General features: G+C 60.9%; 8 protein-coding genes (1 of these 8 cut by a window edge). 1 reads left to right on the top strand and 7 read right to left on the bottom strand.

The features are described 5' to 3' along the window. Window positions 1-10: 10 nt before the first annotated feature. Window positions 11-805: a tetratricopeptide repeat protein gene (locus ACSSU5_RS11440; RefSeq protein ID WP_264310810.1), complete on the bottom strand. Its 795-nt coding sequence runs from the start codon at window positions 803-805 to the stop codon at window positions 11-13. 206 nt (window positions 806-1011) lie between these two features. Between ACSSU5_RS11440 and ACSSU5_RS11435 the strand changes: the two genes are divergently transcribed. Then, complete coding sequence (locus tag ACSSU5_RS11435) at window positions 1012-1572, top strand: WCX domain-containing protein (protein ID WP_264310811.1); 561 nt, start codon at window positions 1012-1014, stop codon at window positions 1570-1572. Window positions 1573-1689: 117 nt separating this feature from the next. On the opposite strand, the gene ACSSU5_RS11430 is transcribed toward ACSSU5_RS11435, so the two are convergent. The 6 genes from ACSSU5_RS11430 to ACSSU5_RS11405 all read right to left on the bottom strand — a co-directional run. Then, window positions 1690-2553 carry an ABC transporter permease gene (locus ACSSU5_RS11430; RefSeq protein WP_027595109.1) on the bottom strand — a complete coding sequence of 288 codons (864 nt, stop codon included), beginning with the start codon at window positions 2551-2553 and terminating at the stop codon, window positions 1690-1692. 14 nt (window positions 2554-2567) lie between these two features. After that, window positions 2568-3428: an ABC transporter ATP-binding protein gene (locus tag ACSSU5_RS11425; protein ID WP_492561170.1), complete on the bottom strand. Its 861-nt coding sequence runs from the start codon at window positions 3426-3428 to the stop codon at window positions 2568-2570. Window positions 3429-3434: 6 nt separating this feature from the next. Next, window positions 3435-4454, bottom strand: coding sequence for an ABC transporter substrate-binding protein (locus ACSSU5_RS11420; RefSeq protein ID WP_492561169.1), 1020 nt, complete (start codon window positions 4452-4454; stop codon window positions 3435-3437). 18 nt (window positions 4455-4472) lie between these two features. Further along, entirely contained in the window at window positions 4473-5372 is a 900-nt protein-coding gene (locus tag ACSSU5_RS11415) for a TauD/TfdA dioxygenase family protein (RefSeq protein WP_264310814.1), read from the bottom strand. Window positions 5373-5572: 200 nt separating this feature from the next. Continuing rightward, window positions 5573-5914: a tryptophan synthase subunit beta gene (locus tag ACSSU5_RS11410; protein ID WP_264313991.1), complete on the bottom strand. Its 342-nt coding sequence runs from the start codon at window positions 5912-5914 to the stop codon at window positions 5573-5575. Between the two features lie 163 nt (window positions 5915-6077). Further along, a protein-coding gene (locus ACSSU5_RS11405; protein ID WP_492561168.1) for an immunoglobulin-like domain-containing protein crosses the window boundary here: on the bottom strand, window positions 6078-16181 show its 3' end. It continues 20916 nt past the right edge of the window; 10104 of the gene's 31020 nt are visible here — the last part of the coding sequence; its start codon lies beyond the right edge, outside the window — the gene reads right to left on this strand; its stop codon occupies window positions 6078-6080.

Genomic DNA, 16181 nt, shown 5'->3' with positions numbered 1-16181 from the left:
GATGCAACGATCAAGGCTGTACCTGGTCTTCCAGCTTCATCGTCAGCGCCAGCGTGCTGCCCATCTGCACTGCCCGGTCGCGCCACTCCAGGTACCGCGCACTGTCGCGGCTGCTGAAGTGCACCGCCAGCTCCTCGGCAGCCTGCATCACCCCCGCCGCTGCCGCCAACTCAAGCCAATACAGCGCACCTTTGATATCGGCCTCCACGTACAGGCCATGCATCAGCCGGTAACCCACCTCGAACCGGCAGCGCGCTTCGCCCCGCTCGGCACCGCGCATAAACCATTGGTAGGCTTGCACCAGGTCGACCTGCCAGTCCAGGTCGCCATCGCACACTTCTTCTTCATACAAATCACCCAGCGCGGCGGCAGCATGCAACATGCCGCGGTCAAACGCCTGCCGATAACACTCGGCCGCCTGCACGTAGGAGGTCTCGATCCCTTTACCGAAGTAGTGCTGTTGGCCCAGGTTGAACCAGGCCGCGGCGTTGCCCTGCAAGGCTGCCATGCGCAGCAGGTGGCCGGCCAGCACGGTATCGGCACGCCAGTACTTGCCATTGAGCCAGATCCAGCCGAGGTCATTGAGCGCAGCCACGCTGCCTTGCAGCGCCTGGTGGCGCAGGTCGGCATACACCACCTGCAAATCACTGGCCTCATCCAGGCGGCTGACCAACAGCGACCGCTGGCTGGGCAACCCGACCCCGGCAAACAGCCGATGACGTCTCCCGGCAGGGGCTGGAGGAGCGATCACCCGCTCTGGCAGAAGACGGGCAAGCAGCGAATGGATATTGCTGGCAGCAGACATGTTCATCCTCATTGAACGACACACAATCCCAACCTTGGCTGTGATGAGGCGTGATTCTGCGTGACGTCACGACAAAACCTGTCGCGAACGATTCGGCACGAGGCAACCAAATGCGACTTCCTTGATCTGAGCAGGCTGTGGCCAATTGCCATGCCCCGCTCGTGCCGCCATCCTATTGCGGCAAGCCTAGACAAGGACGTTATCTTTTGCCGTTCGCCACCACTCGCGCCACCCTCAGCCGTCAGTGGGCGCTGCTGCGCCAACTGCCCAGCCGCTCCCCAGGCATCACCAGCGCCGAGCTGGTCTGGCGCCTGCGTGATGTGGGCTTCAATGTCAGCAAACGCACGGTTGAGCGCGACCTCAACGAGCTGTCGCTGATTTTTCCGCTGGAGCGCAATGACAAGAGCATACCGTTCGGCTGGCACTGGTCGTCGAGTGCCGTGGGTGAGCTGCGGGGCAATTTCGATCTGCTGACCTACCTGCGGGGTGACGCCTTGCAGCCGGTCCAGGGCGAGGGGATAGAGCTGGTGGCGCGGATTAATGACGCATTGGCGCGGCAGTTGCGCCAGACGCCATTGAGCACCGACATGCAGCTGACAGCGCTGAAACATGGGCATCGGCTGCGTGCCACGGTGAGCGATGGCTGGCCGTTGCGCTGGTGGCTGTTGAGCCAGGGGGATGGGGTGGTGGTGGAGCAACCGGAAGGGTTGCGCGAAGAAATTGGCAAGATGTTGAGCAATGCGGCGGCTCAATACCAGAATCCATGACCTGTACCGGCCTCTTCGCGGGCAAGCCCGCTCCCACAAGGTCATCACCAACCTTGAAAGTGGTGCGAAACCTGTGGGAGCGGGCTTGCCCGCGAAGAGGCCGGGGCAGGCTACCGGTTAGCGCTGCATCCCCCACCGCCGCACGGTCAGCCGCTCCAGGGTATTGAACACCAACCCCTCGACCAGTAAACCAATCAAAATCACTACCGCCAACCCGGCAAACACCTTGTCGGTGTACAACTCGTTGCGGTTCTGGAAGATGTACCAACCCAGCCCGCCCTTGCCGCTGCTGGCGCCAAACACCAGTTCGGCGGCGATCAAGGTGCGCCAGGCAAACGCCCAGCCGATCTTCAACCCCGACAGAATCGACGGCAAAGCCGCTGGTACCAGGATGTGCAGCACCAGGCGCAAGCCCTTCAGGCCATAGTTGCGGCCGGCCATGCGCAGGGTCTCGGACACACCAAGAAAGCCCGCATAGGTGTTCAGCGCCAGCGCCCACAGCACCGAGTGCACCAGCACGAAGATCAGGCTGTTGTCGCCCAGCCCGAACCACAGCAGCGCCAGCGGCAACAAGGCGATCGCCGGTAGCGGGTTGAACATCGAGGTCAAGGTGCCCAGCAGGTCACGACCGAGCTGGGTAGAGACCGCCAGGCTGGTCAAACCAAAGGCCAGCACAATGCCCAGCACGTAGCCCTTGAGCAAGATCACCAGCGACACGCCGACCTTGGCGGGCAGCTCGCCACTGAGCAGGCCGTCCCACAGCGCAGCGGAGGTTTGCAGAAAGCTCGGCAGCAGCAGGTCATTGCCCTGATAGCGGGCCACGGCCTCCCACAGCGCGGCGATCACCACCAGGATGACAGCCTTGCGCAGCCAGCCTTGTTGCCACAAACGCTGGGCGAGTGGCAGTTGGCGTTCCAGAGGCACACTGAGCAGTGGCTCCAGCTGCACCTCGTATTCCTGACGTACAGGGGTAGTGGTCATGGCGCAAGCTCCTGTCAGTAGGCGATACGGATATCGTTGAAGCCAAGGTCGTCGGCCTGCTCGGGCTCTGCCTCATCGAACAGCAAACGATGAATGCGCCGGGCACTGGCCTGGAAATCGGCGGCGCCCAGGCTGCCCAGATCGTACTGATGGCTGTGCACCTCGGCCCGCACTCGCCCTGGGTGGGGCGACAGCAGGAGGATGCGGTTACCGACCACCAGTGCCTCTTCGATGGAGTGGGTCACAAACAGCAAGGTGAAGCGCACCTCTTCCCACAGCAGCAGGAGTTCTTCCTGCATCTTGCGCCGGGTCAGCGCGTCCAGCGCGGCGAATGGCTCGTCCATCAGCAGGATCTTCGGCTGGGTAGCCAAGGCCCGGGCAATCGCCACGCGCGCCTTCATGCCACCCGACAGGGTGTGCGGATAGGCATCGGCAAACGCTGCTAGGCCGACCTTGTCCAAGTAGTGCAGCGCCCGTTCTTCGGCCTCGGCACGCTTGAGCTGGCCAGAAACCAGCAGCGGGAACATGACGTTCTGCTTCACCGTCTTCCACGGTGGTAACTGGTCGAACTCCTGGAACACCACGATGCGGTCAGGGCCTGGGCCTTTGACGGGCTGGCCCTGCAGCAGGATCTGCCCTTCCTGGGGGGTGATGAACCCGGCCACGGCCTTGAGCAAGGTGGACTTGCCGCAGCCCGAAGGCCCCAGCAAGACGAAACGGTCGGCGCGATCGACTTCGAAGCTGACCTGGTGGGTGGCCCGCACCACGCGTTGTGCGGTGCGGTATTCGAGGCTGAGGTTGTCCACCTTGAGTAACGGTGGCGTGGCGACACGGCTCAGGTTGCTGGCCGCGTGGCCTGGCAATGGGGCGGTCATGATCGATCAGCTCCCCTGCAGCGGGCGTTCATCCTGGAAGAAATAATCCTTCCACGACGCCGGCTTGTGCTTGATGGCGCCAACCCGATACAGGAAATCCGCCAGCTTGTAGGTGTTTTTCGGCGTTACGGTGAACTCGTACTGCGGGTTGTCGATCAGCTTGATCAGCGTGTCGCGGTCGATCTTGGCCTTGGTCACGCGGATGTAGGTATCGGCGGCGGCAGCCTTGTCCTTCTGCGCGAAATCCGCAGCCTCGGCCAGGGCGTCGACAAAGGCCTTGTAGGTCTTGGGGTTGTCCTTGCGGAATTTTTCGGTGGCAAACAGCAGGGTCGGCGAGTTAGGGCCCAGCAGGTCGTAGCTGTTGAGCACTACATGCACGTCTTTGTTGGCCAACGCCTGGTCCTGGAACGGCGGGTTGGAGAAGTGCCCGTTGAGCTCGGTGCCGCCGGCTATCAGCGCAGCCGTAGCATCGGGGTGCGGTACGGCCAGGGTGTACTTGTCGAGGCGGTTGTATTCCTTGTCGCCCCACTGCTGGGCAGCGGCGTACTGCAGGAACCGCGACTGCACAGAGACGCCGACTGCCGGTACGGCGATGCGGTCCTTCTCGGAAATATCAGCGATGGTCTTCACGTTGGGGTTGCTGCTGACCAGGTAGTACGGGAAGTTGCCAAGCGAGGCGACAGCCTTGACGTTCTGCCGGCCCTTGGTGCGGTCCCAGACGGTCAACAGTGGGCCAACGCCAGCACCGGCGATGTCCACCGAGCCAGACAGCAGCGCGTCATTGATGGCCGCACCGCCAGAAAGCTGAGCCCAATCGACTTTGATGTCGATGCCCTGCTCCTTGCCGTGTTTCTCGATCAGGTGCTGGTCACGTACCACGTTCAGCAACAGATAAACGATGCCGAACTGCTCGGCGATACGGATCTCGCCTTCGGCCTGGGCCACTGCAGGGGCTGCCAGGCTGCCGACGACCAGGCTCGCGCCCAGGCCGATGCTTGCCGCCAGGCGGCTGATGGATTTGCGCATGATGTGTTTCCTCAGTCGTCAGAACGGGGCATCGCCCTGGATGGTGGTGCGATAGAGCTTGCGCCGCAGGTGCGCGGGGCAGCCGGTGGCCAGGTGGATCAGCGAACGGTTGTCCCAGAACACCAGGTCGTGGGGCTGCCACTGATGGCGGTAGATGTTCTGCTCAAGCACGCTCAGGGCATACAGCTGTTGCAGCACATCGCGGCTTTCATCGTCCGGCAGGCCGACGATACGGGTGGTGAAACCTTCACTGACGAACAGCGCCTTGCGGCCGTTTTCCGGGTGGGTGCGTACCACCGGGTGGATGACTTCCTGCACCTGGGCCAACTGCTCGGCGCTGAGGGTCGGGCGCCAGTTGCCTTCGAACTTGGTTTCGGCGTAACGGGCCGTGTAGGAGTGAGCCGCGTCCCGGCCCTCAACCACCTTGCGCAGGGCTTCGGGTACGGCGTCCCAGGCTTTGTGCATGTCGGCAAACAGGGTGTCGCCGCCCTCGCTGGGCAGCTCCTGGGCATGGAGCATCGAACCCAGGCTGGGGAGTGCTTTGTACGACAGGTCCGAATGCCAGAACTTGCCCGCATCCCCAAGGCCGACGTTGCGGCCGTCTTCGACGATGTTGGATACGATCAAAATCTCGGGGTGCCCGGTCAGCAGAAACTGTTTGAGCACATGGATCTGCAGCTCGCCAAATCGGCGGCTGAAGCTGATCTGTTGATCTGGGGTGATGCGCTGGTCGCGGAACACCAGTACATGGTGATCGAGGTGGGCGCGGTGAATACGGGTGAAATCCTCGGCGTTGACCGGCTTGGTCAGGTCCAGGCCGATGATCTCGGCGCCGACGGCACCAGAGAATGGGCGGATTTCAAAGCTTTGCGGCTGGGCGCTGTCGATGGACGACAAGGCGTTCGAGGCGGCGGACATGGTTCACTCCCACGCAGTGCGCGACGTCAAAGGCGCGCAACGATCAGAAACGCACGGGGATTTCCCGTGTGGGTTCAAGTCGTGCGGCGCATCGATTGGTCGACGGGTACGCAGTGGGAATGACTATAAAGTCATAAGCAGGATATTTTAAATACCTTTAAAGAATAACCATATCACCGTGGAACGGGGCTGATCCGCCGTCAGATCAACCCACCCTGCTCTTCTTCATCAATCAGGTTGTTCAGGCTGCCCAGCGCCCTGCGCGCCTTGGAACGGTTAAGCAGCTTGGCCTGTGCCCCGGCAGGCAGGTCGGTGATGCTGAAGACGCCCTTGGCGGTCAGCACATCGATCAAGTCCTCAAGCACACGGATCATGTCCAGATCGCTTTGCTTGAGCTGCTTGAGGCTGTTTTCCACCTCGTCATCGCCAAACCATTCCTGGATTTCGGCGTTGTCGGCGGGGAGTATTTCGCTGAACCCCTCATATGAAGCTGCTTCTACCCGCAGCAACTGGCCGGTGGCGTCGCGTTGCACGTAGAACATGGCGGTGTCCCTCGTCACGTTGGTTCCTTGTTGGTAGACAGCAGCATAGGCAAAGATTTCCGGGCACGCAGGCCCGGCGCAGGAGTATGCGCTGTCACGGGAAGGCAGGAAAGAGCCGGCCCCCACCCGTACGGTCATTTCGACCGCACGGGTGGGGTGGGCATCAGCTGTCTTTGTTATCGATACGGATGGTCGGGTCGCCACCGCTGATCAACGAGTTGATCGAGGTATTGGACCAGTTGACCCCTTCCAGCTTGATCGTCACATCGGCGTTGGCCAGGCCACCTGTGGCGTTGAGCTTGCCCTCGCTGCTGACCTGCAGCGTCGAGGAGCCGTCCACCGTGGTGATCTTCAGGTAGTTGTCGATGGTGCTGCCCTTCTCGAACTGAAGCAGATCCTTCAGGTCGATACGGTCACCTTCGGCCACCTTGAAGTCCTTGATCACGTCGTTGCCGACATCGCCCGACTTCCACACGAAGGTGTCGGCACCGCTACCGCCGATCAGGATGTCGTCGCCCTGGCCACCGATAAGGATGTCCTTGCCGCTACCGCCCAGCAGGATGTCGTTACCTTTGCCACCATCGAGGGTGTCATCGCCACCTTGGCCGAAGAGGATGTCGTTGCCATTGCCGCCCGACAAGAAGTCCTTGCCGTCGTTGGCACCGGAGATATCGAACTCGGTGTAGTGCTCGGTGATGTACTGGTGGACATTGCTGGTGGTGACCGCACTGGCCTCGACGCCGCTCTTCTGCGCAACGTACGCCTGCAGGGCCTGGTAGCCCTCGCTGACGACACCGTTGAGGGAGATCAGGTCACCGAAGATGATGTCGTTGCCATTGCCGCCATCGACCTTGTCGGCGCCTGGCAGGGTCGCCTCGGAGTGCCCGAGGATCGCGCTGGCCAGGTTGGATGGGTCGATATTGGCCTGCGGTTTGCCGGCACTGTCGTATGGCTTCAGGTCAGTCAGGCTGACATCGCTATTCAAACCAATTGCCTGGACCTTGCTTACGCCATTAGGCCCGCCCAACAGGGCGAAGCTGGCAGACGTGTTGTTCGCCGAATCCGCGTAGTTCCAGGAATCGGCATAACCGGTACCGCCCAGGCCGGAGAACTCGTAGGTGCCATCCCCTTGCGCATGAATCGTCCCGATAGTGCGGGTGGAATCAAGCACCAGGTTGCCCCAACGGTTTTCTGAGTAGGTCAGCACTTTGAGGGTGCCTTCGCTATTGATTTCAACTTTGTGCGTTGCGTCGGCCCAGACACTGAAGGTGTCACCCACCTTGTAGTTGTTGACGTTGACCACGTCATCCAGGTACTTGCCGCCGCTCCACAGGCGGTAGTTGGTCGTCTCATTGGCCTGGTAATAGGTCGGCTTACCGTCGGTGATGAAGTAGGTCAGGTTGTCCGCGCCGCTGTTACCGGTAGCCATGGTGCTCTTGAAGAAGTTGGCCGTGGTCTTGAACACATCCTCATAGTTGGTACCACCGCCGTAGCTTGAGCCACCCACCATCGAGTCCAGCACCGCCTGAAGCTTGGTCAGTGCGTCGGAATCGGCAAGATTGACCGCCACGTTCTTTTTTACCTGGGTGTCGAAGTCGGCGATGAAGATATTCACCGTCCCCGAGGTATCGGAACCCAGGCTGGCTTTCAGCGTCTGGAACACCGAAGCCAACTGGGCCTTGGCCGCCGCGACGGACTGGGTGCTCATACTGCCCGAGCTGTCGACCATGAAGGCAATGTTGTAGTTCTTGCCCGCAACCACGTTCAGGCCAGCCACGTCGGCGACGATGATGTCGTTGCCTTCGCTGCCATTGATGGTGTCATCGCCCGAGGTACCCACTGTTGCCTTGTAGTTGGCGGCGTAGACAGTGACCGGAATCTTGCCGGTGATGCTGTCCGAGCCGCCGAGGCTTTCGGTGGCGGTCGAGGTAACGGTGATGTCGAACGAGCCTTTGTAGTAGGCAGGCGGCGTCAGTGTCAGGCCGCTGAGTTTCCAGCCTGTCACATCAACCGGCGTACCGCCGACAGTCACGGTGTGGCCCGCACCATCGCTCAGCACAGTCCCTTTCGGAATGCCGCTGAGGGTCACGTTCAAGGTTTCGGAACCATCGGTGTCGGTCAGGCCGGTGCTGATACCGACCAGCTTGACCGAACCACCTTCTGGCCCTTCGTTGAGCTTGTAGCCGTCGTAGTAACTCTGGCCGTTGACGGTGTGCAGATCGGACACGCCCAGGCCAGCGTTGGCCATCTCGGTCACGTTCTGGTACATCGGGATGTTGCTGCTGCTCAGGTCGGTGGCCGCACCGGAGCCCACCTGGATGTTCAGGTCATAGCTACCTGGGCCAGACTGGTTGGCGTGGTAGACCTCGATCGGGTAGTAGCCGCTGGACGTTGGGGTGAAGGTGCCGGAAATCTGGCCACCTGCGCCCCAGGTCGCCGTGACCACGGTCTTGCCACCAATGGTGACCACCATGCTGTCATCGGCGATGCCGCTGAAGGTGTAGGTTTTGCCGGCTTCCAGGAAGAGCAGGCCCGAGGTTTTCGAACCGCTGCCAGCGGTAACGCTGCCATCGGACTGCACGTTGGTAGTGGTGGCGCTGGAGGTGGCATTGCCGGAGTTGGCAAAGACAGTCTTCAGCTCTTCGCCAGTAATGCCATTACCACCGGTACCCAGGTTTTTCAGGGTGCTCCAGACTTCCTTGGTCAGGCCTTTGGACTCGACGTCGGTGCTGCCGATCGTCAGGGTCGGTTTGTCGGCCACTGGGCTGATGTCGACCTTCATGGTCACTTCGCTGCCCAGGTTGGTGCCATCGTTCGGCTTGTACTTGAACTGCGCGTAGTCAGCCTGCTTGTTGCCGACACCGGAACCGCCATAGCCATCGGTACCCGACTCGTTCGCCTTCGGTACGAACTTGAGGTAGTTGCTGGTGATGTCGGCCTGGCTGACGACCTGCCCCGCGTTCACATCGACCCACGCGGTGCCGTTGTAGAACTTCAGGCTACCGTCGACCGGCAGGGACGTGATGGTCACGAACAAGCCGGTGTTGCCATCGGCATCGGTGACCTTGAAGTCATTCCAGGTGAACAGGTAGTCGGTGTCTTCCACGCCTTTGACCGCACCGCCCGTCGAGACCGGCAGGTGGTCGTTGTCGAGGATGTTGGTAGTAACGCTCGACTTGCTGCTATCGACCTGCAGGTTCTCGAAGTTACCACCGGTGGCGGTGCCGATCGTCACGGTGAAGTTTTCGGTATCTTCAACCAGCTTGTCGTCGATGGTCTTGATATCGAAGGTGAAACTGCTGCTGTTGGCCGGGATCTTCACGGTGGTGACTGCGGTGTAATCCTGGCCGTTGGCGGTGCCGCTGTAGGTCAGAGTTACGGTGACTTCCGCCTTCGACGGGTTGCTCAGGGTCAGGGTGTATTTCCCGGTTTCACCTTCGGTCAACGAGGTGGTGCCGGTGATACCGATTGTGGTGACATCGCCCTGGTTGCCAGTGCCTGGGGTGCCGACACCCGGCTCGTCGTTGACCGTGGTGGTGGCCGGGGTCTTGTCGAGGGTCAGGTTCTCGAACTTGCTGGCACCTGCACCGCCTACCGATTGCAGGGTCTGGCTGACCGAAGTCTGGCCGATGTAGACGTTATCCGGCGCAGCGACGGTGGCCGTACCGACGGTGCCGTTGGCCGGCACGTTGATGACGGTCTTGCCATCGCTCAGCGTGAAGGTCAGCGCGCCGTGGTTGTTGACCGGCAGGCCATCTTTGCTGGTCAGGGTCACGGTGTAGACAATCGAGCCGCCTTCGGTAACCGACTCGGTTGCCGTCAGCTTGGCGATGACTTCGTTCGAGGTGTCCTTGATGTCCACCGAGGCCGAAGGCTTGGTGACCACCAGGTTTTCGAACTGACGGCCATCCGGCACGCTGGTGCCGGTGATGCTGACCGTCAGCGAACCGGCATCGACGTACACGTCTTCGCCTTGGGCGTCGTGGGTGAAGATGGCCGAGGTTTCGCCCTTCTTGATCACTACCGACTTGCCTTCGCTCAGCTGCACGGTCAGGTCCTGGTCCAGGGCCTGTTTGATGCTGACGGTGAAGGTCGGTTTCTCGTTCTCGAAGACCGAAGTCTGGTTGGCAACGATGCTCAGTTCGACCTTGTCGCCCTGGTTGTTGGTGCCTGGGGTCCCTACGCCTGGCTCGTCGGTCACAGCAGTGCTGACCGGGGTCTTGTCCAGGACCAGGTTTTCGAACTTGCCGACATCGGTGCCGTCGACGGTGGCGATCGACTTGATCACTGGATCGTTGGTGCCGGTGTAGACGTTGTCCGGAGCCGTCACGGTGGTGAAACCGGTAGTGCTATTGGCCGGCACAGTGATGACAGTGGTGCCGTCGCTCAGCGTGAAGGTCAGTGCCGAGTGTTTATCAATCGGCAGACCGTCTTTGTTGGTCAGGGTGATGGTGTAAGTGATCACACCACCTTCGGTGACCGAAGGGGTGGCGGTCAGCTTGGCCACCACGTCGTCGGTGGTGTCGGTGACTTTGACCGACGCCGCATCGCCCAACTGCAGGTTCTCGAAGGCACGGCCGTCAACATCGACGGCGGACTTGATGCCCAGCTCGATTTCACCGGCGTCTTTGTAGACGTCGTCGCCCTGCGCGTCGTGGGTGTACGGCGCGCTGCTGGTTTCGCCAGCTTTGATCGTCACAACCGCGTTGTTGCTCAGGGTCACAACCAGATCGTGAGCCAGAGCGGTGTTGATGTGAACGGTGAAGGTCGGTTTGACGTTCTCGGCCACCGAGACCTGATCAGCGGTGATGGTGACCTTGACCAGATCGCCTTCGTTGCCAGTCCCTGGAGTGCCCGAGCCAGGCTCGTCGGTCACTGCGGTGCTGACCGGGGTCTTGTCCAGAACCAGGTTTTCGAACTTGCCGACATCGGGGCCGTCGACGGTGGCGATCGATTTGATCACTGGGTCGTTGGTGCCGGTGTAGACGTTGTCCGGGGCAGTCACCGTAGTGAAACCGGTGGTGCTGTTGGCCGGCACGGTGATGACAGTGGTGCCATCACTCAAGGTGAAGGTCAGCGCCGAATGCTTGTCGATCGGCAAGCCATCTTTGTTGGTCAGGGTGATGGTGTAAGTGATCACACCGCCTTCGGTGACCGAAGGGGTGGCGGTCAGCTTGGCCACCACGTCGTCGGTGGTGTCGGTGACTTTGACCGACGCCGCATCGCCCAACTGCAGGTTCTCGAAGGCACGGCCGTCAACATCGACGGCGGACTTGATGCCCAGCTCGATTTCACCGGCGTCTTTGTAGACGTCGTCGCCCTGCGCGTCGTGGGTGTACGGCGCGCTGCTGGTTTCGCCAGCTTTGATCGTCACAACCGCGTTGTTGCTCAGGGTCACAACCAGATCGTGAGCCAGAGCGGTGTTGATGTGAACGGTGAAGGTCGGTTTGACGTTCTCGGCCACCGAGACCTGATCAGCGGTGATGGTGACCTTGACCAGATCGCCTTCGTTGCCAGTCCCTGGAGTGCCCGAGCCAGGCTCGTCGGTCACTGCGGTGCTGACCGGGGTCTTGTCCAGAACCAGGTTTTCGAACTTGCCGACATCGGGGCCGTCGACGGTGGCGATCGATTTGATCACTGGGTCGTTGGTGCCGGTGTAGACGTTGTCCGGGGCAGTCACCGTAGTGAAACCGGTGGTGCTGTTGGCCGGCACGGTGATGACAGTGGTGCCATCACTCAAGGTGAAGGTCAGCGCCGAATGCTTGTCGATCGGCAAGCCATCTTTGTTGGTCAGGGTGATGGTGTAAGTGATCACACCGCCTTCGGTGACCGAAGGGGTGGCGGTCAGCTTGGCCACCACGTCGTCGGTGGTGTCGGTGACTTTGACCGACGCCGCGTCGCCCAGCTGCAGGTTCTCGAAGGCACGGCCGTCAACATCGACGGCGGACTTGATACCCAGCTCGATTTCGCCAGCGTCTTTGTAGACGTCGTCGCCCTGCGCGTCGTGGGTATACGGTGCGCTAGTTTCACCGGCCTTGATGGTGACGGTGGCGTTGTTGCTCAGGGTCACGACCAGGTCGTGGGCCAGAGCAGTGTTGATGTGGACGGTGAAGGTCGGTTTGACGTTTTCAGCCACCGACACCTGGTCAGCCGTGATGGTGACCTTGACCAGATCACCTTCGTTGCCCGTGCCCGGAGTACCCGAACCAGGCTCATCGGTCACAGCAGTGCTGACCGGCGTCTTGTCCAGGACCAGGTTTTCGAACTTGCCAACATCGGCGCCGTCAACGGTGGCGATCGATTTGATCACCGGGTCGTTGGTGCCGGTGTAGACGTTGTCCGGGGCAGTCACCGTAGTGAAACCGCTGGTGCTGTTGGCCGGGACGGTGATGACGGTGGTGCCGTCGCTCAAAGTGAAGGTCAGCGCCGAATGCTTGTCGATCGGCAGACCATCTTTGTTGGTCAGGGTGATGGTGTAAGTGATCACACCGCCTTCAGTGACCGAAGGTGTAGCGGTCAGCTTGGCCACCACATCATCGGTGGTATCGGTGACTTTGACCGACGCCGCGTCGCCCAGCTGCAGGTTCTCGAAGGCACGGCCATCCACATCGACGGCGGACTTGATACCCAGCTCGATTTCGCCAGCGTCTTTGTAGACGTCGTCGCCCTGCGCGTCGTGGGTATACGGTGCGCTAGTTTCACCGGCCTTGATGGTGACGGTGGCGTTGTTGCTCAGGGTCACGACCAGGTCGTGGGCCAGAGCGGTGTTGATGTGGACGGTGAACGTTGGTTTGACGTTCTCAGCCACCGACACTTGGTCAGCGGTGATGGTGACCTTGACCAGATCGCCTTCGTTGCCAGTCCCTGGAGTGCCCGAGCCAGGCTCGTCGGTCACAGCAGTGCTGACCGGGGTCTTGTCCAGAACCAGGTTTTCGAACTTGCCAACATCGGCGCCGTCAACGGTGGCGATCGATTTGATCACCGGGTCGTTGGTGCCGGTGTAGACGTTGTCCGGAGCCGTCACGGTGGTGAAACCGGTAGTGCTGTTAGCCGGCACGGTAATGACGGTGGTGCCGTCGCTCAGGGTGAAGGTCAGCGCCGAGTGTTTATCAATCGGCAGACCGTCTTTGTTGGTCAGGGTGATGGTGTAAGTGATCACACCGCCTTCAGTGACCGAAGGTGTAGCGGTCAGCTTGGCCACCACATCATCGGTGGTATCGGTGACTTTGACCGACGCCGCGTCGCCCAGCTGCAGGTTCTCGAAGGCACGGCCATCCACATCGACGGCGGACTTGATACCCAGCTCGATTTCACCGGCATCTTTGTAGACGTCATCGCCCTGCGCGTCATGGGTGTATGGCGCGCTGGTTTCGCCAGCTTTGATGGTGACGGTAGCGTTGTTGCTCAGGGTCACGACCAAGTCGTGGGCCAGAGCAGTGTTGATGTGGACGGTGAACGTCGGTTTGACGTTCTCAGCCACCGACACTTGGTCAGCCGTGATGGTGACCTTGACCAGATCGCCTTCGTTGCCAGTCCCTGGAGTGCCCGAGCCAGGCTCGTCGGTCACTGCGGTGCTGACCGGGGTCTTGTCCAGAACCAGGTTCTCGAACTTGCCAACATCGGCGCCGTCGACGGTGGCGATCGACTTGATCACTGGATCGTTGGTGCCGGTGTAGACGTTGTCCGGAGCCGTCACGGTGGTGAAACCGGTAGTGCTGTTAGCCGGCACGGTGATGACGGTGGTGCCGTCGCTCAGGGTGAAGGTCAGCGCCGAGTGTTTATCAATCGGCAGACCGTCTTTGTTGGTCAGGGTGATGGTGTAAGTGATCACACCGCCTTCAGTGACCGAAGGTGTAGCGGTCAGCTTGGCCACCACATCATCGGTGGTATCGGTGACTTTGACCGACGCCGCGTCACCCAGCTGCAAGTTCTCGAAGGCACGGCCGTCGATGTCTGCTGCCGACTTAATGCCCAGCTCGATTTCGCCAGCGTCTTTGTAGACGTCGTCGCCCTGCGCGTCATGGGTGTATGGCGCGCTGGTTTCACCGGCCTTGATGGTGACAGTGGCGTTGTTGCTCAGGGTCACCACCAGGTCGTGGGCCAGAGCAGTGTTGATGTGGACGGTGAAGGTCGGTTTGACGTTTTCAGCCACCGACACTTGGTCAGCGGTGATGGTGACCTTGACCAGATCACCTTCGTTGCCCGTGCCCGGAGTACCCGAACCAGGCTCGTCGGTCACTGCGGTGCTGACCGGGGTCTTGTCCAGAACCAGGTTCTCGAACTTGCCAACATCGGCGCCGTCGACGGTGGCGATCGATTTGATCACTGGGTCGTTGGTGCCGGTGTAGACGTTGTCCGGGGCAGTCACCGTAGTGAAACCGGTGGTGCTGTTGGCCGGCACGGTGATGACAGTGGTGCCGTCGCTCAGCGTGAAGGTCAGTGCCGAGTGCTTGTCGATCGGCAGACCATCTTTGTTGGTCAGGGTGATGGTGTAAGTGATCACACCACCTTCGGTAACCGAAGGCGTCGCGGTCAGCTTGGCCACCACGTCGTCGGTGGTGTCGGTGACTTTGACCGACGCCGCATCGCCCAACTGCAGGTTCTCGAAGGCACGGCCATCCACATCGACGGCGGACTTGATACCCAGCTCGATTTCGCCAGCGTCTTTGTAGACGTCATCGCCCTGCGCGTCGTGGGTGTATGGCGCGCTGGTTTCACCGGCCTTGATGGTCACAACCGCGTTGTTGCTCAGGGTCACGACCAAGTCGTGGGCCAGAGCAGTGTTGATGTGGACGGTGAACGTCGGTTTGACGTTCTCAGCCACCGACACTTGGTCAGCCGTGATGGTGACCTTGACCAGATCGCCTTCGTTGCCAGTCCCTGGAGTGCCCGAGCCAGGCTCGTCGGTCACTGCGGTGCTGACCGGGGTCTTGTCCAGAACCAGGTTCTCGAACTTGCCAACATCGGCGCCGTCGACGGTGGCGATCGACTTGATCACTGGATCGTTGGTGCCGGTGTAGACGTTGTCCGGAGCCGTCACGGTGGTGAAACCGGTAGTGCTGTTAGCCGGCACGGTGATGACGGTGGTGCCGTCGCTCAGGGTGAAGGTCAGCGCCGAGTGTTTATCAATCGGCAGACCGTCTTTGTTGGTCAGGGTGATGGTGTAAGTGATCACACCGCCTTCAGTGACCGAAGGTGTAGCGGTCAGCTTGGCCACCACATCATCGGTGGTATCGGTGACTTTGACCGACGCCGCGTCACCCAGCTGCAAGTTCTCGAAGGCACGGCCGTCGATGTCTGCTGCCGACTTAATGCCCAGCTCGATTTCGCCAGCGTCTTTGTAGACGTCGTCGCCCTGCGCGTCATGGGTGTATGGCGCGCTGGTTTCACCGGCCTTGATGGTGACAGTGGCGTTGTTGCTCAGGGTCACCACCAGGTCGTGGGCCAGAGCAGTGTTGATGTGGACGGTGAAGGTCGGTTTGACGTTTTCAGCCACCGACACTTGGTCAGCGGTGATGGTGACCTTGACCAGATCACCTTCGTTGCCCGTGCCCGGAGTACCCGAACCAGGCTCGTCGGTCACTGCGGTGCTGACCGGGGTCTTGTCCAGAACCAGGTTCTCGAACTTGCCAACATCGGCGCCGTCGACGGTGGCGATCGATTTGATCACTGGGTCGTTGGTGCCGGTGTAGACGTTGTCCGGGGCAGTCACCGTAGTGAAACCGGTGGTGCTGTTGGCCGGCACGGTGATGACAGTGGTGCCGTCGCTCAGCGTGAAGGTCAGTGCCGAGTGCTTGTCGATCGGCAGACCATCTTTGTTGGTCAGGGTGATGGTGTAAGTGATCACACCACCTTCGGTAACCGAAGGCGTCGCGGTCAGCTTGGCCACCACGTCGTCGGTGGTGTCGGTGACTTTGACCGACGCCGCATCGCCCAACTGCAGGTTCTCGAAGGCACGGCCATCCACATCGACGGCGGACTTGATACCCAGCTCGATTTCGCCAGCGTCTTTGTAGACGTCGTCGCCCTGCGCGTCGTGGGTATACGGTGCGCTAGTTTCACCGGCCTTGATGGTGACGGTGGCGTTGTTGCTCAGGGTCACGACCAGGTCGTGAGCCAGAGCGGTGTTGATGTGGACGGTGAACGTTGGTTTGACGTTCTCAGCCACCGACACTTGGTCAGCGGTGATGGTGACCTTGACCAGATCGCCTTCGTTGCCAGTCCCTGGAGTGCCCGAGCCAGGCTCGTCGGTCACAGCGGTGCTGAC

The organism is Pseudomonas sp. E1MeOHC2, assembly GCF_058745025.1.
This window is presented reverse-complemented; position numbering and strand designations above follow the sequence as displayed.